The sequence below is a fragment of the Kiloniella spongiae genome (assembly GCF_001026905.1).
GTDB classification, from domain to species: domain Bacteria; phylum Pseudomonadota; class Alphaproteobacteria; order Kiloniellales; family Kiloniellaceae; genus Kiloniella; species Kiloniella spongiae.
The window spans coordinates 1-22,017 of record NZ_LAQL01000002.1; the positions used below are offsets into that span (position 1 = coordinate 1).

Here is a 22,017-nt window from a genome sequence, read left to right on the forward strand (position 1 = left end):
ACCTCGTTAACGGATGCATCGGATCCATCAACATCAAGTCCCTGATCCAACACCGCATCAACAACAACATCAATACTGTCATTCACTGCAGCTGATTTTACGGTTGTTCCAGGGTCCACGGCTGTTGCTTCAACTTTAATAGTACCCAAGTCAACATCACTATCGCCTGTTGGGGTGACTTTGATTTGAATATCAAGAGACTGCTTATCAAAAGTCGGTGGTGTTGTCAGACTTGCAACATCTAGCTCAGCTTTACCACCCAAAACAGAAACAGTAACACCATTAATTGTAACTTCGTATGTCGCGGCACCATCAAGCCCAGTAAGGGTGACAACATCAACAATATCATCCTGTTCAGTTGTAACCGTCGCAGTAACAGTCTTACTACCGTCTTCCTTAATGATCGCCTGATCACCAGAAATATCCGGCATTTCATCAGGTGTCGTGATCGTAACAGTCGGCGGCGTAACAGCTGGAGTGATTTCAAATGTTTCTGTTTTTGTAGCGACATCACCATCGCCATCAGTCACAGCAACAGTAAATGAAACCTGAGGATTACCATTTGTGTGATCAACACCAGGATCCGCAGCAAAAGACCAATTTGTGGCATCAACAATAGTCAATGTACCTTTACCGGGAACATCAATTGCATCACCAATCGCGTGAGTACCACTGACGCCATCAACCGTAATCACAACACTGTCACTACTTGCAGCACCATCAGCGCCAAAATCACCGTCCCTGGTACCAGTTAGTGTCTGGCCCTCAACAACAGATGTTTCGTCAGAAATATCAACAGTTGGAATATCGTCTTCAATACGAACTGTAATACCACTGTCGATTATAACGCTATCGCCATCGGCATCAAATGCTTCAAAAACATTTGAAAGATCAAGATCAATAGTCTGACTATCATCACTTCCGGCGTCATCTGGATGATCAATTTGCTCTAAGAGTTCAAACTGAAAAACCTCGTTTGGTTTTTTTATAATGGTGAAGACAACTTTATCCGGTCCACCATTTGTGTCCGGAACAACACCATAAACCTGGCCAGAATTGATAATTTTGAAAACAATACTTGCGTCATCCGATACTAAGCCAGTCGGGGTACCGTCAATGGCGCTATTGATGTTAAATGTAGATAAAGGCAGTGAATCATGAGCGTCAGCACCAAAAGAAACGTGTGCCGCGAGATCAGCAAAACTAATATCTGTAAAGGTTTGTTTACTGCCTTCATTATTGCCATCAGGGAGGGCATCTTCCTGAACTTCAATCAATGTGCTTGATGGAACAACAACAGGAATATCGTCTTCGATAGAGATATTCAGGTTACCCGTGGCATCAACATAATCGCCATCAGCATCAGTCAAACGGATCAACGAACCGAAATCAATCGTTGTTGTTTGACTATCGTCATTAGTCGGATCATTCGCGTGATCGATCTGATCTTTGAGTGTGAAGGTATAGGTACCATCAGCCTCAAGTTTCAGTGTAAAGACTTCGTTGCCACCAGCTGTCGCGGTTAAAGTATCACCAGACACAGAGTATTCAACATCAACCCCGCCAGATTTGAGAGCAGGTAAAGCGTTTGTATTTGTTAAGAGGCTGTATGTGCCTGGGTCATCTGCACCAACACTGAACAATGCAGAGACAGATCCAGATGCAACTGTTGTTTGCCCGGCATTCTCTCTGTTGCCATCAGCAAGCGCATCTTCCTGAACACTGCCTTCTACTTTGGCACCAACATTCGCAACAGGAATATCATCCTGAACATTTATCGTAACAGCACTATCCAGAACGACGCTGTCTCCATCAGCATCAAAGGCTTTTAAGAGGCTCGAGATATCAATACCAAGAACTTGTCCGTCATTATTGGCAGGAATATTTGGTAGGTGGTCAATCTGATCATCAAGATCAAATCTGAAAGTACCATTATTCAGTATCTGTAACTGGAAAATAGGAACACCGTTTGCAACACCACTAATCTGTTCTGCGTTGTCATATACGTAAGTGACGGGATGACCATTCGATGTAATTGGCGTTCCATCAGGAGTAGTCACAGCTTGACCGGTAATGTCAGCGTTTAGCTCAAACCGCGCTGGTGCATCAGCACCTACGGCAACATGATTAGCGAGATCACTAACCGTAAAGCTCGCAAACTCTGTATCACCAGGATCAGGATTCCCTTGTGAGCTATCACCACCGCTTGGACCATTCAGTGCGTCTTCATGTACAGTGAAGACCTTCGCAGCTACATCGTTGTTTTCTGGAATATCGTCTTCGATTGAAATATTCAGTTTGCCTGTGGCATCAACGTAATCGCCATCGGCATCTGTCAGGCGGATCAGTGAACCAAAATCAATCGTGGTAGTTTGTCCATCGTCATTGGTCGGATCATTCTCATGATCAATCTGATCTTTGAGTGTGAAGGTATAACCGCCATCAGCTTCAAGTTTCAGCGTAAAGACTTCATTGCCACCCGCTGTTGCCGTCAGAGTGTCGCCGGAAACTATATATTCAACGTCAACACCGCCAGATTTCAAGGCCGGAAGATCATTTGTGTCTGTCAACAGACTATAAGTACCCGGGTTGTCTGCGCCAGCACTAAACAAACCAGTAACAGAACCAGTGGAAACTGTTGTTTGCGCAGGAACTGTTGTCTCAGTGTTACCGTCAGCAAGCGCATCTTCCTGAACGCTACCGCTTACTTCAGCATCCTCAAGTGCAACAGGAATGTCATCCTGAACACGTATCGTGAAGCCATTATCAACAGTTACACTATCGCCATCGCCATCCGTTGCCACAATAGCAGAAGAAAGGTCAAGATCGACGAAGCCTTCCGCATTATCGGCAGCATTTACCGGATGGTGATCAATTTGATCTTTAAGTGTAAAGGTATAAGCACCATTTGCTTCAAGTTTAAGCGTGAAGACTGGGCCAGCCGTTGTCGACGCTGTCAGCGTATCACCAGACACAGCGTAGGAAACAGACAAACCATTCGATGTGAGAACGGGCAGGTTCGTAAGGTTATCCGCAAAACTGAAACCACCGCCAGCAGCAGCACCATCAGAGCCGAAATCAATCAAACCGGCAACAGAGCCAGTCGCAACTGTGCTACCAGATGCGTCTTCATCGTTTCCGTCAGTAAGATTGTCTTCTTCGACCGTTTTTGAAACTGCTTCAAGTGTGTTTACAGGTCCATCATCTTCAAACTTGATCAGATCACCAAGTTCAGTGGACTCACTGTCCGTATCACCATCACCATCCGTGACTGTAACAGCCAACTTAATCGCACCTGTCGCAAGCTCCAGAGGATCAGAGTTCTCATCATGATCATCCGTTTTGTCATGTTTCAGCGCACGATACTGGACAACGGTTACACCGCCTGTGGCTGGATCAACTGTAATGGTAAAGACTGTCTCTCCACCAGCTGTACCCGTAATAACGTCACCATCCAGGCTCAGAGCAACAGTTTCACCACTTGCCGTATCAACCAAACCACTCGCAATCTGATCATCCAGTGTGAGGGAGAACACACGGGATTTCTCTCCATCTGTACCCGCATCAACTGCAATATTAATCAGATCTGTACCTGAGATCTTCGCATAACCAATGGCATTAGCTGGCGCGCCAACGGTCTCTTCGTCAGCTGCATTGCTGTCACCAACATCCGCACCCAATGACTCGTCAAGCGTCAGCTTCGTTGAAACACCGTCCTTCGTTGTAAACGAAGTAATCGCAGGTCCATCATCTTCGATCGAGATACTTCCATCATCCTTGTTTGCCAAGACAACTGTTGCACTGTCAGAAGATGTATCACCGTCACCATCAGTAATTGTCGTTGTCAGCTTAAGGCCAACAACGTCATCACCAGTTGTTAATAGATTCTGAATGCTATCATGATCATTACCATCGTCCCCATGATCAATAGGAACATATTGCTCAACTTTCAGATCGGCATCTGTCAAGCTGTCTGTATCATCAAGGGAAATACGTAAAGCAACACCGTAAACGGCATCACCACCCGCTTCAGAGCCGGAAATGAGAAAACGACCAACAATCTCGTCACCATCCATTACAAGCTCAATAGAAGGATCTGCATAAGGAGAACCTGTTGCCGGTTGCGTTACGGACAGTGTTGTTGCCACAACAGCGCTAGAAAGCGTTAGCTCAAACTCATGTTCCAGATCACCAAGACCATCTGTTCCAGCATCTGGATCAACATCAAACAAATCAGAAAGCGCAGCGCTGTCACGGGCGGTACGAACGCGACCAATCGGATCTTCACCAGTTGGGTCAGGTACCACATCACCAGTGTCATCGGAATCCGCATTCAAATCACCAGTATCTTCACCAGTAGATTCATCAAGGCTATTTAATGTAAGCGTTACAGGTTCGGCATCTTCGCCTTGCCCAACGGTCTTAACAGAAACATCAACGGACGGGCCATCATCTTCAATGCCAATGCTACTGTTATTTTCATCAGCTAAAACAACTGTCGCACTATCTGATGCACTATCACCGTCACCATCTGTGACTGTCGTTGTTAGCTTAAGGCCAACAGAAGATTCATCGCCTGAAGTTAACAGGCTTTGCAAGCTATCGTGTTCGTTACTGTCACCACCATGATCGATTGCAACATACTGCTCGACAATTAGGTCAGCATTAACAAGACTGTCAGCCTCATCAAGGGAAATACGTAATGCAATACCATCAAATGGATTGTTATCACCCGGATTGTTATCAAAGCGACCAACAATCTGACCGTTCTCTAGGAACAGATATATTTTTGTATCTTCATACTCATCAGAACCCGTACCTTGGGTAACCTCAAGGTTTGTGGCAATGCCACCGCCCTGCGCTGGATTCCCGGAAAGTGTCAGTTCAAACTGGTGCGCAACTGTTTTTTCACCATCAGTTCCAGCATCCCAGATACGATTAAACAAATCGGAAAGTGAACCACTATTCGCCAATGTACCTACGCGACCAATCGGGTTTGCTCCTGTCGGGTCTGAAGCTGTATTTCCTGCAACATCATCAGATGCTGCATTCGCATCATTAGTATCCGTTCCGATGGATTCATCCAGATTATTCAGAGAAAGTCTTACAGGTTCAGCATCTTCACCTTGTCCAACTGTTTTGACAGAAACATCAACGGATGGTCCATCGTCCTCAATACCGATACTACTGTTTTCATTATCAGCAAGAATAACTGTGTCATTACTCGTTGCTGTATCGCCATCACCATCGGTAACTGTTGTTGTCAATTTAAGGCCAACAACACCATCGCCCGATGTCAGTAGGCTCTGTAGGCTATCGTGATCATTACTGTCTGCACCATGATCAATTGGAACATACTGTTCAACAGTCAGATCGGCATTTTCCAGACTTGTCACATCATCCAGAGATATCCGCAACGCTGTGCCATAAACAGCATCACCACCGGCTTCTGATCCTGAGATAAGGAAGCGACCAATAATCTCTTCTCCCTCAAGAACAAGCTCAATAGAAGGGTCCGCATAAGGAGCCCCAGTTACAGGCTGTGTCACGGAAAGTGTTGTTGCAATTACGTTTTCAGAAAGTGTCAGTTCAAACTGATGAGCAACTGATTTCTCACCATCTGTACCCGCATCAATAACAACGTTAAACAGATCAGAAAGCGCCTTACTGTCACTCGCAGTTCCAATACGGCCAATAGGGTTTGTTCCTGTCGGATCAGGAGTAGTATTACCAATCACATCATCTGACGCAGCATTCGCATCGCCAGTATCCGTTCCTATGGATTCATCCAGATTATTACCCAATGAAAGCGTTGCACGACCGTTACCGTCATCCTTCACATTGACTTCAACTGTAGGACCATCATCTTCGATATTGATGGTGGCAGTCGCCGTTACGCTATCACCTTCATCATCTGTCAGCTTAACAGGAAGATTAAATGATGCGTTCTCATCATGAGATCCTTCACCACCATCGCCCGGTTGATCGTGATCGATCGGGCCGTATTGCACAAATGTAAGGTTACCAGTGTTCCCATTATTGCCAAGCGTACCATCAATATGTACTGCAAAGATAACATCGCCAGATGCATCAATCCCCCAGACCACCTGTGGCTGTTCTGGGTCTTGACGAAGTGTGATCACAGAACCACCAGACGTTAAGCCACTATCAACATCACCTGGCAGATTAAACGTTATTGCTTCAAGATCATCCGGAATTGCTAAATCATCATTAAGGGTAGCATCTGTGTCACGAATTTTAGTAACGTTATCTTCGTCACTAATCGTCAAGTCCGAACCATCGTCCTCATCTTTAGAGCCATCTGACTTCAAATCATAAGTAAAGGTATTTTGAGCCTGACCGACGGTTTCTCCAAGTGTGGCACCTTCGTCGTCTTTCAAGACCTTATATCTTGTATCAAGTACAGTCTGTATTGACGCAGGGACATCAGCAATATCATTTGAATCAGGATCGACACCAACGCCCTTATCACTAACTGTACGCTGTGTTTCATCGTGAATTAGTGTAATCGGAGATGTAAATTCAGGCACATCTTCTTCGATAGAAATATCAACAGAAACTGGTCCTGTCACAGCCTGGTTGTTTTCATCAACTGGCGTTCCATCTGGATCAGTAACTTCAGCCCCGGATTCATCAGGAAGAGTTTCCGTTGCTACGGCATGCACAGTAATCGTTGCAGGACCACCTTGATCTCCACCATCACCGTCACGAAGTGTTCCATCAGGCAAACGACTATTGGTCCAGTCGTTTGGTGCAAATGAAATATTCGTAGTCAGGCTTCCTGTGCCGTCATCTGATGTGTCAGGAGTATTTCCACCATTCGCTTCATCAACATTTTCGGAAACATCAATAAAATAACGAACATAACCATCATCTGCAGTTTCATCACCGATTGTATTTTCTAGTGGGTTTAATGCACCCGGCGCAGGGACCTCACCAGCAGCCAAAGCAATTTGATGCTGAAGAGAAGCTGGAAGGTTCGTTGTATCTGTTACAAGTGTAAGAACTGGTTTTCCATCAGTATCAAACGTCACTTGGTAAACATTGTCACCATCCATTTGCCAGATTTCAGCACCTGGAACAGGGCGAATATCCCAACCAACAGGCACACCATCGACCACCAATTCATGTGCTTCAGAATCATCGGCAAAATCACCAAAATCAACCGTTACCGGAATTGTAACAATTTCTTCTTCCTTGCCAGAATTAACAACTTCACCGTCAGAAGATACAGATCTAGTTGTAGTCGAATCGGTAGGTATCTGTACCCCATTTTCACCACCATCATCATTGCCGATACGAAGTTCGTCCGGCAAATCAGCGACGGCATCAATAACAGCAACAGATGAATAACTCAGAGTTTGAGTTTCTCCAGAGTCTGGGTCAGAAATAGTTGCTAATCCGGTAACAGTAATATCAGCATCAGAATTAACCGGCGGCAGGATATAAATTTCATCAAAATCAGCAGGCGTAATGGTAACAGGGAATGTACCTGTAAACTCATCACCAACTTCATTACCACCAATAAAGAGGCGTGCTCCTTCGGGAAGGGCATCAAGAACGAGACTATCAAGTGTTTCATTGTCAGCAGGTGTAAACGTTAGCGTCATCCGCATTGCTGCAGACACACCCTCGTTACTCCCATTCCCACCTTCAAATGGGCTACTATCTCTGTCAGTATCTCCACCCGAAAGATGCTGATTTGGCAACCAATCCTCAAACCCACCCGCAAAGGTTCCAGATATTCCACCTGAAGGAAACTCATCAACTTCTGTTGTTGTCGTAATAAAGTTAATCAGAAGCGTGCCTTGCGCAGGGTCGGTAATGTCCTCACTTCCACCAAGCAGACCAAACTCGAGCAGAGTACCGCCGAGAACACCTTGCGCATCCAGGAGATCAATCGCACTACCGAGATCATCACTGTATGTGCTTCCGCCACCACCAGTTGGGCCAGCACCTGCACCAGCTGCAGTTTCAAGAGTTTCACCTTCGGCAAGGGCCTGCGCCTGACCGATCAGAAGACCGGCAGACAGTTCAACGCCACCAATAATAAGAACAGGCGCATCCGCGCCTTGAGATTCCTCGACCAAATTCTGGAAAACAATTCGACTGTCAGCTTCCCCGTCACCGTTTGAATCGAACGTCAGAACGAAATCATTACCATCGACAACTGGCGTTGCAGCGGTTGCATCGAAGTTAAGGTTTGCGCTTTGTCCTTTGACAAGAGTGACATTAACTGTCTCTCCTGCGCCTGGCGCTGAAACATCAACTGCCCCCGCAGCCTGTCCGACCAGTACATCACGTCCCGTTTCCCCAACGACATTTACATCATTTGTATCAACCATTGCTTCACCATCGTTTCGTTTAAGATCATCAGTCATTTGGAATCCCCCTTAAGGTTCCTATGTCTTGTGCCTCTCTCAGTACAATTGGTACGGCACTTAATTCTTATAAGGCGCACGACGCCCATTAAACTTTGAGTTAATATTACTAGGAAGTGAATTCAACTCAAGTGAATCATCTTCAAAATCTACATCTATATGTATGAGTTTAACTTATTAATTTTATTTTAACCATAAATAGCACCCCCCGATACTACGTAATTCCCCCTATACACAGCATTTATAGGACATTTGAACTAACAAAGAGCTAAAGAATCCTTTCTTAAGCATTACCAAACGAGACACATCCCAATGGAATCCTAGCCAAAATAACAAAAAAAGCCCCACCGAATCGGCAGGGCTTTTAGATGACCTAAACGGTCAAATTTTCATCGTGAGATCAGATTATTGAACCAGATCAATTTCCACAACGCGGTTACCTGGTTCACGAACACCATCTTCCGTTGGGATAAGAGACTGTGTCTCACCAACAGCATCCGGAACGATGCGTCCCACATCAACACCAGCACGCGCCATTGCTTCCATCACAACGGAAAGGCGGCGCTGAGAAAGCGCTTGGTTATAATCAATCGCACCCGAACGGTCAGCGTGAGCAACCATGCGAACAGTTGTTGCATCATTACCCTGAGCCGCAGAAAGAGCTTCTTCCAAAGATTGACGTCCGGCGTCTGTCGCAACCGTACTGTCAAAGTTGAAGTACACGAGGAAAGAACTTGCCAGTGGTGCTTCTTCAGCAGCTGGTGCAGGAGAAATATATGGTTGGAAATCCGTAAGCTTGAAAGTTGCAAGCGCATCGAGACCGTTCATAGCAGCGTCGAAAGCTTCTTTACATTCAGCGCCACGTGTTGACGGTTGATACTGAACGGAACGACCAGCTTCAGTTGCTTCAATCCAGCAATCATAATTAACCTGAGCTTTAGCAGCCAACTGAGGCGCTACAACACGGCCACCACGATCAAAAGCTTTGCGCATACGCAAAAGCGCATCAGCAAACTCAGGCTTTTGGTCGTCGCGCAACCAACGATCATCCGGCGCATCTGGCAACACGGAAGAACGGCGCGCAGCAGTGCGTGCTTTGTGATTAAAATGCTCGGCATCTACCAGATCCCAGTTATCATCACGCTCTTCAGAAAGAGCAAGATAGCCGTCGTACAAGGCGTTGCTAAACTGAACACCTTCAACTTCAAGACCCTGAGCACTGTCAGTATCGAATAAGCCACCGAACATAGCGTCCAGCGGACCAGCGTTTGCCGGTGCAGCAGCGATCACAGCCGCAACAGCCCCGAACAGAAAACTTTTGGTTTTCATTGTCCACCCCTTAATGAGTGCTGCAACCCACAGCAGAAATAATTTCAGTAATAGCTATACCGTTTCAAGCTCTTAAGAGCAAGCCATAGTAAAAAAAATTATATTTTCCACGCCAGACTCTCCCCAATCTCCGTACGGAACAAGCACGAAATCTAGTTTATTTTCAATCCTTAAACTTAAAGCCTGAATAGCTATAGAGGTCTGAATTTATTAAGAATCCGTTAAAAAAAGAATCCCAAAATGGTCACACCCTTTCCCGAAACGACTTGATACCTTCATTTCCATCACAGAGTTCGCCGCAGAGTTTTCAATAGAAGTGTGTTTAGTTGATGTTTCATAAGTATCCAACCCTGTTTAATCAAGTATCGAAGTCTTTTGCCCTTGGTTTAAGTGCTCTTATTCTATCAGCCGCAACAACACCTGCTGCACTAGCTTCATCATTTTACAATGAAAAAGGCGCGAGAGTATCTCTCTTAAAGAATACGGGAAATAACAAAGGTACAGTCGATGCGCTGACTTACCCATGGAGTACAATTGGTCGCCTAAATATTGGCGGCAAGCGCCATTGCACTGGCGTCATGATTGGAAAGAAACATCTCTTTACCCAGGCAAATTGCCTTTATAACAAGGCGGAAAAGAGATGGTGGAACAAGAATGAACTCCACTATCGTGCCGCCTACCAGCACGGCAAACATATGGCATCATCAAACGTCGCCCGTATAGAAATTTCTGATAGCTACAACCCGAAATCACCCGATAGCCTTGCCAGCATAGCAGGCGATTGGGCAGTCGTTACATTGAAAGAACCACTGGGCCAATATACGGGTTGGCTGGGATTAAAAAGTCTGAACAAAGGCGTACGCCACCAACTAAGATTAGGGTCAGCTAAAATGTTTAATGCTGGCTACCACAACGGCTGGGAGCACGCTGTTCGTCTTTCCAACGGATGTTCACAAAAACTATCCAAACAAAAGCTCCCCCACGTTGGTACTATCCCATGTAGAGGCACGAATGTCGCGCAGAGATCCTTGCCTACTTTGATTTACCAAAATGGGTCCTACCATTTGGTTTCTTCGGCAGCCTTCAGTAAAAATGATGCCCCAAGAAAGAATGATAGCTGGGTCTTTGCTAGCCTAAAAAACGCACGTTACCGATGGGGCAATAGCCATCGCCCCTAGCGTCCTGGAGGCAAAGAGAAACAAGCACTTCAAGATTTGCTTCTTTTTCCCACTACATTGATCAGTAATATCGCCTATAGACCGATGATTTCGGGAGGTGTATAGACACTGACCTCTGGAACCTGGCCTTCAAATTTTTCAACTTCAACCAATGTAGAGTGAGCTGTTGGCCCCTGCCCCAACTCTGACGATCCTTCATCTCTGGTCAGAACATTGGGGTTACCCGCTTTGTCCAAACTACCAATCATACCCGGATCGACAGGATCGTACCAAGCCCCGGTAGGTAGCTGAACAACACCAGGCTGTACGATTGTGCTAATGATCAATCCGGCAAGGGTGGCTCCACGATCATTATACACCCGAACGATATCACCAATATTGAGACTTCTCTCCTGCGCATCATCAGGGTGCATTGTCATTGCTTCCCGACCCGAAACTTTGCTCTCCTGACTGGCTTTTCCATGATCTAACTGACTATGAAGGCGAGTTGCCGGTTGATTTGATATAAGGTGCAAGGGGAATTTCTTGGCATGTTTCCCACCCAACCATTCTTTGGGCTCCAGCCACATCGGGTGCCCTTTGCAGCTTTCCAATTTAAAAGAGGCAACTGTCTCAGAATAAATTTCAATCAAGCCAGATGGCGTTCTGAGCTTATGAGTTTCGGGATCTTTACGGAAATCTTCAAGTAAAACGAGATCTTTGCCGGCTGGCAGTGAATATTCGCCACCTTCCCAAAAACTGTCAAAGTCCGGCATGTCAATGCCAAAACTGGCAGCCCGTTGGCGGTTTTTAGCGTGAAACAGCTTAAGCCAATCCATTTCATCCCGACCTTCGCTGAAACGGTCCAGAGCACCGATAGAACGTGCAATCCCGCAAAAGATATCGTAATCGTTTTTCGCTTCGCCAACAGGTTCAACAACCTGTTTCAAGGCAAAGATATCATCGTCCCGTTTGGCACAGACAATATCGTTACGTTCGGCTGTCATTGTCGCAGGCAAAACAATATCAGCGTGACGGGATAGGGCGTTCCATGTCTGTTCATGAACAATAATGCTATCCGGTTTTTGCCATGCCTTCAGCAGACGGTTCAAATCCTGATGATGATGGAATGGATTACCACCTGCCCAATAAACCACTTTGGTGTCTGGATAGATATAGTCCTGACCGTTATAAGAAAAACGCCCTCCGGGATTCAACAGTAGATCACTGATCCGAGCCACGGGGATAAAATCACAGACGTTGTTGACACCTTGGTCTAACGACGCCCAGGTAAAGTTTCGGAATTGATGTCCCACACCATTAACGCCGGCATAACCAAGCCCAAAGCCACCACCTGGCAAGCCGATTTGCCCCAGCATTGCCGCAAGAACAATCGCCATCCAATGTGTTTGCTCACCATGATCCGCACGTTGAAGTGACCAACTGGCTGTGATCATCGTTCGTTTAGTCGCCATTTCGATAGCAAGATCGCGGATAACCGAAGCTTCAACACCTGAAATCCTCTCGGCCCAGTCAGCGTCTTTGGCTTGCCCGTCAGTTTTTCCCAACAGGTACGGCTTGAACTGATCAAATCCAACACAGTATTTATTCAAGAATTCCTGATCGTGTCGCCCGCCATCATAAAGATGGTATGCCAAGGCAAGCATGATGGCGACATCACTATTGGGCACGAGTTGATAGTGCTGGGCATCCAACGCATCGTCGACATCTTCACGGATCGGGCTGAAATTAACAAACTTTGTTCCCGCTTTTTTACAAGCAAGCAGGCCTTCCCTTGCCGAATGGCGGCCAACACCGCCAGCGTTAATCTGCCCGTTTTTCAGGGCCACGCCACCAAACATTACCATCAACTGACAATGTTTTTCCAATACGGGCCAGGACGTATGCTGTGACAGTAACCAATCCATCATACCAACGACATGGGGGAGAATTACTTCAGATGCAGCATAGCTGTAGGTATTCACAGATTTTGTGTACCCACCAATAGAATTCATAAAGCGGTGAATTTGACTCGGCGCATGATGAAAGCGTCCAGCACTGGCCCATCCATAAGACCCAGCAAAAATTGATTGATTACCAAAATCAGTTCGAACACGATCCAGTTCTTTGGCTACAAGCTCAAAAGCAGTATCCCATTCTACCTCGACAAAAGGTTCGGCCCCACGCTTATCCGTTGCGGCACCGGGGCCTTTTTCCAAGTAGCTTTTACGTACAGCAGGACGCTTTACCCGGCACGGGTGTTGTATACCATCAACAAATGATTGACCTATAGCAGATGGATCTGGATCCATTTCATAAGGATCAACAGCCGTAATTTTTCCTTGGTCAACAGAAAGATAATAAGTTCCCCAGTGGGAAGCCGTTAACCTTTTCTCCATCTTACAACACTCTTGCTTTGACTATTAAGCACTAGAATACACAACAGCTTGCTAGATCCGGGAACAACCCAGAATTTACTTTGGCGCCTGCAATCGAGGATCAGCGATTGCGCCTTCAACCAAAGATGCATCAGATCTCATTGCCATGTGGCGGTTGGCAATAATGTCATCAATCAATAGAATAAAAGCATTCCACTGAAATTCCTTCAAAGCTTCACCCTGCAAATTTTCTACGCCTTTTTTCAAGCAAGCAGAAAACTTCTTAACAGTAGATCGCAAAATCGCTTTTCGATGTGAACCCTTAATCGAAATCTGATCTTCTATTTCCTGCTTAATCACAGAGTTTTTTAGCGGAATAACAACCTCACTACCATGCAAAGTAACCGTTGCATCCCAGGAAAACTCTTCATCTTTGGTTTCGGTTTCACTCATATCTTCGTTCTTTATCTTTTAAATTCCGATCAATCAGATCAATTATTTTTTGGGCTTGTTCTCACGACGATAGGCTTTTACATAATCTTCCAAAAGATCCGCTACAAGCTCTGGATCGCCCAAAGAATCCCAGATGGAAAGATCAATTTCATCATCGTCTGTGTACTTCAAGCCAAACACGATCAGGTCTTCGGCACCAAATTCTACCAGCTCATCTCTCAAACCATCAAGGAGCTCATCACTTTCTGTATTTCTTTCACTCATGTTCATAATCTCATTCATAATGTGTTGCTTATAACGTCACGGTTAAAGTCACGGCAAGAAAGCAGACATAAATCGACAATCTCACTCCTGATGCCCTTATGTCAGAGCCAATGAGATCATAAAAGAAAATTCGACCACCCATAAACGGTAAAACCTTTTTAGATGATTTCGAAACCTGTATGAAAGATCAGATCAGATCCGCCTGCTTAATCTAGATCAGGATCTTGAAACATTGGATCCCTATTTCGGCAATGCAGGGATTATGTTTGAAAATGACAACCTGTTTGCTCAGGGCAAAACAGAAAGTCACAAAAAGCAGAAACCTTACATAAACAGTGCCAAGACAATAGTCGGTAAGATTGAAGACCTCGTGATTGTTCCAAACCATCAAGTTTGCCTGTTTTTCAACAAATCAAAAAATTAGTATCAATGGTCTGTACTGGCAGCAGTGGCACGGGAATAGAATTAAGGAAGAACGCCATTATCACGGTGACAGATGCAGGAACTAATAGCACAAGGTCATCCGAGCGATTGCTCGTTGTTAGCTAATGACACTTCTGATTAGTTGTTGGCCATTAGTTATTGGGGAAATCCCTGTTACGAACATCATTGGCATAATTCTGTACCGCCTTGGTAATGTCTTCATGCACCTGTGCATATCGACGAACGAAGGAAGGCACGTAACCTGTTCCCTGTCCGATCATGTCCTCAGTCACCAGGATTTGGCCATCGCAATCTGACCCAGCCCCAATACCAATTGTCGGAATTGCAATCTCTTCACTTATACGGCGCGAAATTGCAGGTTCAGTACACTCAATAACCGTCGCAAAGGCTCCGGCCTCAGTAACTGCATGAGCATCAGCCAAAATCTTTTCTTCATCACGCTGTGTCAGGAAACCGCCCACTCTGTTGGCATGCTGTGGCAACAGCCCCACGTGGGCCAAAACTGGCACACCTCGTTCTACGAGGAATGTGATAGTTTCAGCCATTTCCAGGCCGCCTTCAAGCTTGATCCCCGCACAACCTGTCTCTGCCATAATACGTGCTGCATTTTCAAAAGCCTGTACTGGGGACGCCTGATAACTACCAAAGGGCATGTCCACAATCACACATGCTTTTTTACTGCCACGCACGACTGCCGCACCATGGGCAATCATCATATCCAGAGTCACACTCAGCGTATTGGGCATCCCATAGATAACCATCCCCATGCTATCCCCGACCAATAAGAAATCGACATGTTCGTCCAACAAATTAGCCAACGATGCCGTGTAGGCCGTCAGGCTTACAATAGGACGTTGCCCCTTAAGGCGCATAATCTGTGGGATAGTTGTGCGTTTTGCCATTTTTAGATCTCTGTAGTACTGCAAATAGTTCTCGTGCCTAATGACGCGTGAAAGGCACTATAACCAGATCGATTGTGCACCGCAACAAAGCCTGTCATATAATTATAACACACCTCAATTGTGACAGTACAATCAACCCTGACAATTAACCTTGGAATCAGCTTAACAATCCGCGTACCCTACCCGCTTCTCTCAATTCATCTCGGAAATCCGGATGGGCAATAGCAATAAGAGATTCTGCTCTTTGGGAAAGTGACAACCCTTTCAAATCAACCATTCCATATTCCGTGACGACATGGTGCGTATCCATTCGAGGATCTGTTGCAGGGCCGTCCAGCTGAGATACAATCCGCGAAACACTACCCGCTTTTGCCGTTGAATGCAGAGCAACAAAAGATTTACCGCCACGAGACGCATAGGCCCCACGCACAAAATCGAGTTGCCCGCCGGGTCCACTAAATTCTCGCCCTCTTAGATACTCGGCATTAATTTGTCCGGTTAAATCAACCTGCAACGCTGAATTAACGGAAATCATATTTTCATTCTGGGCAATAATTGTAGGGTCATTAATATAAGAAGCCGGATATCCCGCAAGCGATGGATTATCGTCCATAAAATCATAGAGTTCTTTATTACCCAGCGCCAAAGTGAACAAGTGTTTCAACCTGTGCAGTGTTTTGCGTTGACCATTGATAACACCGCTTTTTATCAGATCCATAATCCCCGGTGACAACAGTTCACTGTGTAGCCCCAAATCGTTGTGTTTTACCAGAAAACCAGCCACAGCATTTGGTACACCGCCAACCCCCATTTGGATGGTAGCCCCGTCGGGAATTAGCTCGACGATTTGTCTGGCAATGATCTCATCCACCTCTTGCGGTGCAGATGGCAAAACTTCCTGAAGCGGAACGTGGTTTTCTACAATGGCGTCCACTTCTGATATGTGAATAAGGGCTTCGCCAAAAACCCTCGGCATCTCCTCATTAACTTCAACAATCAGTTTCCCGCAACTTCGAGCAACTGTGGTGCCATAATCACTATTCGTTCCAAGGCTAAAATATCCATGTCGATCCATGGGAGAAACTGTCGCAATAAAACAATCTGCCCCCAACGTCTCGCTCATGAGGCGCCCAACCTGGTGAAAGGTACTTGGAATATATTCCAGCCAGCGTTTACCCCGCTCCAACCCAAGCTTTTCAATCTGCCGGTCATGGCTACTCATAAAGAGTGAATGCGGCTTGATAACAGACATCACTTTGGGGTCGAGAATTGTCTCACCAGCATGAGAACTGGCATGCATATAATACGTTTTCAAATATGTCAGATCTCCACTCACTGCACGATCAGCAACCGCCTGCATTAAGGCCGGAGGCATCGATACTCCCATAGAAATCATAAGGTTACTCTTATCTTTTACTATCTGTGCTGCTGTAGAGGCAGACATTAATTTTTCAAGATAAAGCTCTTGCGCTGCAGTCATAATTTTTCCTCAGGAAAACACGCCATCATCAGAATGAATTATAATAAAATGTATAAGTAGAATAAGAAGTGTCCTGAAGATATCTCAAACAGAACAAATTCAAATGAAATTAAAAATAAACTGTTAAGGCAAAGATCATGTTCACATCTGTACCGTTTTCGGCGAGCGGTAACATAATACGCTCAATCGTTTTGTAATTCGGTATATGAAATGAAGCGGGTCCATTACGGTAAATAGGCATTTTATTCTCAATAAGGTTTATATAATCATCATAAACTTCTGATTCCAAGAAACTTGAAAAAGCCTCGTCAATCCACATTCCCGTACAGTCTCTATCCATTGCGCCATAATGCGCCGTACAAAACAAGCGGAACCGAAATCGCACAGGGTCTTTGACGACATCAACAAGCCAGACATTCGGCAATAGCGATGGAATATCAATTGGGTCAAGATGTTGCCGTCCCGGAAGTGTATCTTTGTCCGGGTGAATAGAAAGCCAGTACTCGTAGAGAGCTCTGTTTTTCTCACCCCATGCCAGACGCTCTTGTTCTGAGTACCAAATCCAAGCCAACCTGCGAAGCTAATGTATGGTGGTATATTTCCCTACCGAGGAGTACCATAACATGTTAACAACCTGACTTAAAATCGCCATTATGGTTTAACCAAGTTACTCGACCAGCTTGTTTCCCTCTACATCATGGTAGAAACCATTTGCAAAGGGCGCAAAATCAACAAGATTTGACAAAACGTCCTGCCCCTCTTCATTTGTAACCTTTCCGTCCAATCGTGCCCGATATGTTTCTGCAACCCGAACCATGTCCACCTGTTGAGGCCACAATCTAAAATGCGTTACACCAAGCTTGTTCAAATAGTTGACCTCATCCAGAAGATTATTAACTGTATATGACATCGTCTGGGTGCCGTTCACAGCAAGAAACGGTTCTCCATCCAGCGTCTCGACATTCATTCCATCGGGATCTTGCTCACACACATACAGACAACCATCCTTACTCAGCCCATGAGATCTGGCGTGATAACATCGTGCAGACAGGGCTAGCGGAACCCGCCCGAAAGCCTGAATTTCAATCTCTTTGCTATTATTGGACAACAACAGCCGCTCAATAGCTTTTCCTGACAATTCACATGGTAAAACAATCCGCTGCGCACCATTACGATAAAAATAATCCAACGTATCTTCGTTATAGACATTTACAAAGGGGCCAACGATATGTTCCCGCCCCTCAAGTAATCCGATGGCAGAGAGATCATTTGCTTCTAAAGTCCAGGGACTATCCTGAACAATCTCGTGTAGTTCTTTTCTTTCCCGCTTTGACATCACAAGTGAGAGGGTCGAGATAACAACTTCCTTACCCGCCCGCTCCAGACGCTCACATATCTCTGGAATGAAAGGAGTTAAAAATGGTGCTCTTTTGGAACAGGTAACTTCGCCAATATAAACAACATCAACGGGTGCTTCCTCTGCTATTTGAAAATAGAAATCCCGTCTTTGCTCTGCTGGCCAATTGTAAAGAACGGGACCAAGTGTCAGTTTTGCCTTTGAACTTGTTGCCTGTGAATTCATTACCTGCGAACTCATAAAATGTTATCTCCAGTTCTTTTCATAGGCCCCTGCCGTTGAACGGGTTCCTTCGGTAATATTCCCCATATCCATAAGCGGAACTGGTTCTCCCTTCATTGCCGCATCAATCGCTTTTCGATACCCGGAGACCACTTGATAAACATAAGCTTTTCCTCGTTGACGCCCCTCTATTTTTAACGCTTTCACTCCTGCTTGAATTAGCTCAGGCAGCAGCATCATGACGTTCAATGATGTTGGCTCTTCAAAAAGATACGATGGCTCACCCGTGTGCCCGACAAACCTGCCTTTGCATAAGGTTGGATAACCAGCGGCTTCTTCGTTGGGGAAAGAGTTGATCGTAAATTCCCCAAGCCGGGAAACAAGCTTTCCACGGCGTTGTTCGTATTCAACATGACTGGCAGGGGAACACACGCCGTTCATGTTCGGGGACTTACCTGTTGCGTAGGAAGAAAGGGAACACCGTCCTTCTGCCATGACACACATCCCCCCAAAAGCGAAGACTTCAGTCTCGACATCAATTTCTTTGATCAGTTCAGCAATCTCGTGAACGGTCAACACACGCGGAAGCACAACCCGCTGAACATCAAAGGCAGAGTGATAAAAATTGATTGCTTCAGGATTGGATGCAGAGGCCTGTACAGATAAATGTCGCCTTAATTCGGGGTGTTGTCGCTTGGCATAATCCAACAAACCGATATCAGCCAGAATAACCGCATCAACACCTATTCTGGCGGCAGTATCAACGGCTCTATACCAAGGCTCCAAATTTCCTGCCTGCGGATATGTGTTGATCGCCACATAAACCTGTCGTCCCATATCATGGGCTTTCTCCAGGCTCTCCTCCAACTCTTCGGGGCTGAAGTTCAAGCCAGGGAAGTTACGGGCATTGGTCTCATCCCTAAAACCAACATAAACAACATCGGCCCCTGCGTCCAAAGCTGCTCGCAAAGAAGCTGGTGTACCAGCAGGGCAAACAAGCTCCATTACTGCATGCCCCCCACAAATTTATGATTTGATTGCTGTTTTTTTCTCAACGATGCTTTGATCCGGACGAGCTCTTTATCCATTTTCTTCATCCGGTCTTCCGACTTATCCAGCTCCTTATCTATCTCATCCATATGCCTTGTAATCGGCAGCAGAATAGATCGGTGAACAGTTTCAAAATCTTGCTCTAGATATTCAAAAAAGGACCCAATCTTTGAAAATAATTTGTCAAATCCAGGCTTCATAAAAGGAACGGGGCCACCCAAAATATCCACAAGAGAAACATCAGCACTATCAACCGCATTACGAAGAGTAAGAACAGCCTCGGTATCTCCCTCTATATTCAAGGCTCTGGAGAAAAAAAGAGCATCACCGTCAACCCGACCTTCTAACAGTTTTAATAAATCAATCATGGGGCCAGAGATAGCAGCCTGAAACTCTGGGTGCTCTGCATCATTCACACCCACATCAATATATGTTTGTCCCTCTTCGACAGACAGATAAAAACAGTACTGCAAATCTGTCGGGGTAATAAGAAACTTGGTATTTTCCAGAACAGCCAAGCGAGAGAAAATTTCCGGATATAGCTTCTTCATCCTTGCCAAAACACGCTTGGCAACTGGCTTGAGAAAGAATGCCGGAACGGGTCGCATCATAAACCCTGCAAACAGCATTGGCGTAAAAGGTGGCATCTTGAGAAGGGCATTTTTGTCATGCATTGAGGATACTCTGGAACAAAAGCTAGTAATGATTTCGCCAATAATGCTGCGACCTTACCAACTGTGCCTTGATCTTCATCAAAGACATCACATCTTTAATTTACTATTCAGCTCACATGACTGATCTTCCTGTTTCCCAATTGATCTCACCAACAAAGGTCAGGCATTTAAAACAGCGATCACTAGCCAGCTTCAGGAGCGTTTCATGACCACAACCTCAACCCAGTCAAAAATTGCAAAAATAGGAATAGTCACCGTTTCTGATCGCGCCAGTCGAGGGGAATATGAAGATCTTGGAGGTCCAGCAATCCATAAAGAATTATCGCAAATCCTCTCTTCCAGTTGGAAACCTGTCATACGAGTCATTGCGGATGATCAGGACCTTATCGAACAGACATTAATTGAGCTTGCTGATATGGAAGAATGTTGTCTGATTGTGACAACTGGCGGCACAGGTCCAGCGCCACGGGATGTCACACCGGAAGCAACGGAAGCTGTTAGTGAAAAACTCATGCCGGGTTTTGGTGAGCTTATGCGTCAGGTAAGTCTGAAGTTTGTGCCAACAGCCATTTTGTCCCGACAGACAGCAGGTATTCGGGGCAAGACTCTAATGGTCAACCTGCCCGGTAAACCATCGGCAATCAAAGATTGTCTGGACGCTGTCTTCCCCGCTATCCCCTATTGCATTGATCTTATAGACGGCCCCTTTTTGGAAACCGATAACAGTTACTGCACAGCCTTTCGCCCCAAAAACAAATAACGGTCACTAGCGTAAAAAGAACCATAACGGGATAATAAAGGTGCGTTGGTTACTCTCCGATCAGATGAGCAACGACCTGGCGTTCATGTCGCATAGCACGATGCTCAAAGAGATAAATGCCCTGCCAGGTTCCGAGAGCCAGTGAACCATGAACAATAGGAATGCTAAGTTGTACATCTGTCAGGGCTGAGCGAATATGTGCGGGCATATCGTCCGGCCCCTCACAGGTATGGCGATAGAGAGAAGGGTTTTCTTCGACGACTCGACGGAAAAAATTATTTAGATCAAACTGTACATCCGGGTCGGCATTCTCTTGAATTGTTAAGGAAGCCGAAGTATGCCGAATAAAAAGGTTTAATAGTCCGCAAACAATATTTTGCTGCTCTGTCCACAAAGAAACCTCACGGGTAAATTCATAAAGGCCTTGCCCTTTTGTATGAATATCAAATATCGTCTGCACCTGTTTCATTCAATACCCCGGCAATTCTAGCCTCTACAAGCCTTCAAGAATGTGAAATTTATCTTTTAACAGATAATTATCATATTTTTGCCGGATATTAACCCATGTTCGAATGAAACATGTTAAATACGGTGGCCTTGCCGCGATAGCGTCTCATTTAAAGTGTATTGAACAGTACTGTAACCATGGCTAAAACGTTTGATATAGTTAAAGTTTTAGAAGTGACCGAGCAGAATTTAAAATCTGTTGCTCAGGCCAACCTCTATCGCTATTGGCTGGACTTAAAAGCGGAGAAAGAACTCCCTATCTGGTCAAGCTTCAATCCCGCCGCTGTACGCGAAGCGTTGCCGGATGTCATGCTGTTTGACGTCCTTAAAGATGCCAAGTTCTTTGTTTCCATCACAGGTGATAACTGCCGGGAGAATCTTGGTATCAAAGCCAGTCGTTCTCCTTTAGAAGAAGTCTTGCCTGAAAACGCGGTTGCTGATGCAAGGTCCCGCTTAATCCATGTTTACAATACCAGAAAGCCTCATCTTGTTACCAAGACGATGCGATGGGAAACAGCCGTTAAAAAAGAGCTACAACAACAATCCTATACTGTGTTGTTTCTGCCCTTTGATGTTGAGCATGACAAAATCGAATTAAAAATATTAAATTCACTCTATTTCAATTAATTTTAATAGTT

At 45.4% G+C, this 22,017-nt stretch carries 15 protein-coding genes; 3 read left to right on the forward strand and 12 right to left on the reverse strand.

Annotated elements, in window-relative coordinates:
• Together WH96_RS00010 and WH96_RS00015 are read right to left on the reverse strand one after the other, a co-directional pair.
• Positions 1–8,402, reverse strand: an 8,402-nt coding sequence (locus WH96_RS00010) for a T1SS-143 repeat domain-containing protein (RefSeq protein ID WP_047762106.1), incomplete at its 3' end; no start/stop codon positions are given.
• A 405-nt stretch (positions 8,403–8,807) separates the two neighbouring features.
• A complete protein-coding gene (locus WH96_RS00015) occupies positions 8,808–9,731 on the reverse strand; it encodes an OmpA family protein (RefSeq protein ID WP_047762107.1) in 924 nt (307 codons plus the stop codon).
• Positions 9,732–10,060: 329 nt separating this feature from the next.
• On the opposite strand from WH96_RS00015, the gene WH96_RS00020 reads away from it, so the two are divergent.
• Entirely contained in the window at positions 10,061–10,909 is an 849-nt protein-coding gene (locus WH96_RS00020) for a trypsin-like serine peptidase (protein ID WP_047762108.1), read from the forward strand.
• A gap of 74 nt (positions 10,910–10,983) precedes the next feature.
• Here WH96_RS00020 and WH96_RS00025 read toward each other — a convergent pair whose 3' ends face one another.
• The 9 genes from WH96_RS00025 to ubiT form a co-directional block, all read right to left on the reverse strand.
• Positions 10,984–13,287, reverse strand: a complete 2,304-nt coding sequence (locus tag WH96_RS00025; RefSeq protein ID WP_047762109.1) for a molybdopterin guanine dinucleotide-containing S/N-oxide reductase — start codon at positions 13,285–13,287, stop codon at positions 10,984–10,986.
• Between the two features lie 75 nt (positions 13,288–13,362).
• Complete coding sequence (locus tag WH96_RS00030) at positions 13,363–13,719, reverse strand: hypothetical protein (protein ID WP_047762110.1); 357 nt, start codon at positions 13,717–13,719, stop codon at positions 13,363–13,365.
• A gap of 42 nt (positions 13,720–13,761) precedes the next feature.
• A complete protein-coding gene (locus WH96_RS00035) occupies positions 13,762–13,983 on the reverse strand; it encodes a hypothetical protein (RefSeq protein WP_125911835.1) in 222 nt (73 codons plus the stop codon).
• 575 nt (positions 13,984–14,558) lie between these two features.
• Positions 14,559–15,329: a 3-methyl-2-oxobutanoate hydroxymethyltransferase gene (panB, locus tag WH96_RS00045; protein ID WP_047762113.1), complete on the reverse strand. Its 771-nt coding sequence runs from the start codon at positions 15,327–15,329 to the stop codon at positions 14,559–14,561.
• 157 nt (positions 15,330–15,486) lie between these two features.
• The gene (locus WH96_RS00050; RefSeq protein ID WP_047762114.1) at positions 15,487–16,809 is read right to left on the reverse strand and encodes an acetyl-CoA hydrolase/transferase family protein; all 1,323 of its coding nucleotides are present in this window, start codon (positions 16,807–16,809) and stop codon (positions 15,487–15,489) included.
• A gap of 109 nt (positions 16,810–16,918) precedes the next feature.
• A complete protein-coding gene (locus tag WH96_RS00055; RefSeq protein ID WP_047762115.1) occupies positions 16,919–17,380 on the reverse strand; it encodes a PAS domain-containing protein in 462 nt (153 codons plus the stop codon).
• Positions 17,381–17,476: 96 nt separating this feature from the next.
• Positions 17,477–18,406, reverse strand: coding sequence for a ubiquinone anaerobic biosynthesis protein UbiV (gene ubiV / locus WH96_RS00060; RefSeq protein ID WP_245629386.1), 930 nt, complete (start codon positions 18,404–18,406; stop codon positions 17,477–17,479).
• Between the two features lie 6 nt (positions 18,407–18,412).
• On the reverse strand, positions 18,413–19,393 hold the full coding sequence (gene ubiU, locus WH96_RS00065) for a ubiquinone anaerobic biosynthesis protein UbiU (RefSeq protein WP_047762116.1): 981 nt from the start codon (positions 19,391–19,393) through the stop codon (positions 18,413–18,415).
• On the reverse strand, positions 19,393–20,112 hold the full coding sequence (gene ubiT, locus WH96_RS20980; RefSeq protein ID WP_053005496.1) for a ubiquinone anaerobic biosynthesis accessory factor UbiT: 720 nt from the start codon (positions 20,110–20,112) through the stop codon (positions 19,393–19,395). Before ubiT ends, ubiU begins: the two co-directional genes overlap by 1 nt.
• Positions 20,113–20,317: 205 nt before the next feature.
• On the opposite strand from ubiT, the gene mog reads away from it, so the two are divergent.
• The gene (gene mog, locus WH96_RS00075) at positions 20,318–20,872 is read left to right on the forward strand and encodes a molybdopterin adenylyltransferase (RefSeq protein WP_047762117.1); all 555 of its coding nucleotides are present in this window, start codon (positions 20,318–20,320) and stop codon (positions 20,870–20,872) included.
• Positions 20,873–20,921: 49 nt separating this feature from the next.
• Here the strand turns inward: mog and WH96_RS00080 are convergent, their stop codons facing one another.
• Entirely contained in the window at positions 20,922–21,341 is a 420-nt protein-coding gene (locus WH96_RS00080; RefSeq protein WP_047762118.1) for a secondary thiamine-phosphate synthase enzyme YjbQ, read from the reverse strand.
• 176 nt (positions 21,342–21,517) lie between these two features.
• On the opposite strand from WH96_RS00080, the gene WH96_RS00085 reads away from it, so the two are divergent.
• Positions 21,518–22,006 (forward strand): PAS domain-containing protein, encoded by a 489-nt coding sequence (locus tag WH96_RS00085; RefSeq protein ID WP_047762119.1) that lies wholly within the window; start codon positions 21,518–21,520, stop codon positions 22,004–22,006.
• Positions 22,007–22,017 lie beyond the last annotated feature (11 nt).

Excerpts from the sequence above, each read along its gene's own strand:
- WH96_RS00015 (WP_047762107.1), bottom strand. The coding sequence starts at position 9,731 with ATGAAAACCAAAAGTTTTCTGTTCGGGGCTGTTGCGGCTGTGATCGCT.
- WH96_RS00020 (WP_047762108.1), top strand. The coding sequence starts at position 10,061 with ATGTTTCATAAGTATCCAACCCTGTTTAATCAAGTATCGAAGTCTTTT.
- WH96_RS00025 (WP_047762109.1), bottom strand. The coding sequence starts at position 13,287 with ATGGAGAAAAGGTTAACGGCTTCCCACTGGGGAACTTATTATCTTTCT.
- WH96_RS00030 (WP_047762110.1), bottom strand. The coding sequence starts at position 13,719 with ATGAGTGAAACCGAAACCAAAGATGAAGAGTTTTCCTGGGATGCAACG.
- WH96_RS00035 (WP_125911835.1), bottom strand. The coding sequence starts at position 13,983 with ATGAGTGAAAGAAATACAGAAAGTGATGAGCTCCTTGATGGTTTGAGA.
- panB (WP_047762113.1), bottom strand. The coding sequence starts at position 15,329 with ATGGCAAAACGCACAACTATCCCACAGATTATGCGCCTTAAGGGGCAA.
- WH96_RS00050 (WP_047762114.1), bottom strand. The coding sequence starts at position 16,809 with ATGACTGCAGCGCAAGAGCTTTATCTTGAAAAATTAATGTCTGCCTCT.
- ubiV (WP_245629386.1), bottom strand. The coding sequence starts at position 18,406 with ATGAGTTCGCAGGTAATGAATTCACAGGCAACAAGTTCAAAGGCAAAA.
- ubiU (WP_047762116.1), bottom strand. The coding sequence starts at position 19,393 with ATGGAGCTTGTTTGCCCTGCTGGTACACCAGCTTCTTTGCGAGCAGCT.
- ubiT (WP_053005496.1), bottom strand. The coding sequence starts at position 20,112 with ATGCATGACAAAAATGCCCTTCTCAAGATGCCACCTTTTACGCCAATG.
- mog (WP_047762117.1), top strand. The coding sequence starts at position 20,318 with ATGACCACAACCTCAACCCAGTCAAAAATTGCAAAAATAGGAATAGTC.
- WH96_RS00080 (WP_047762118.1), bottom strand. The coding sequence starts at position 21,341 with ATGAAACAGGTGCAGACGATATTTGATATTCATACAAAAGGGCAAGGC.
- WH96_RS00085 (WP_047762119.1), top strand. The coding sequence starts at position 21,518 with ATGGCTAAAACGTTTGATATAGTTAAAGTTTTAGAAGTGACCGAGCAG.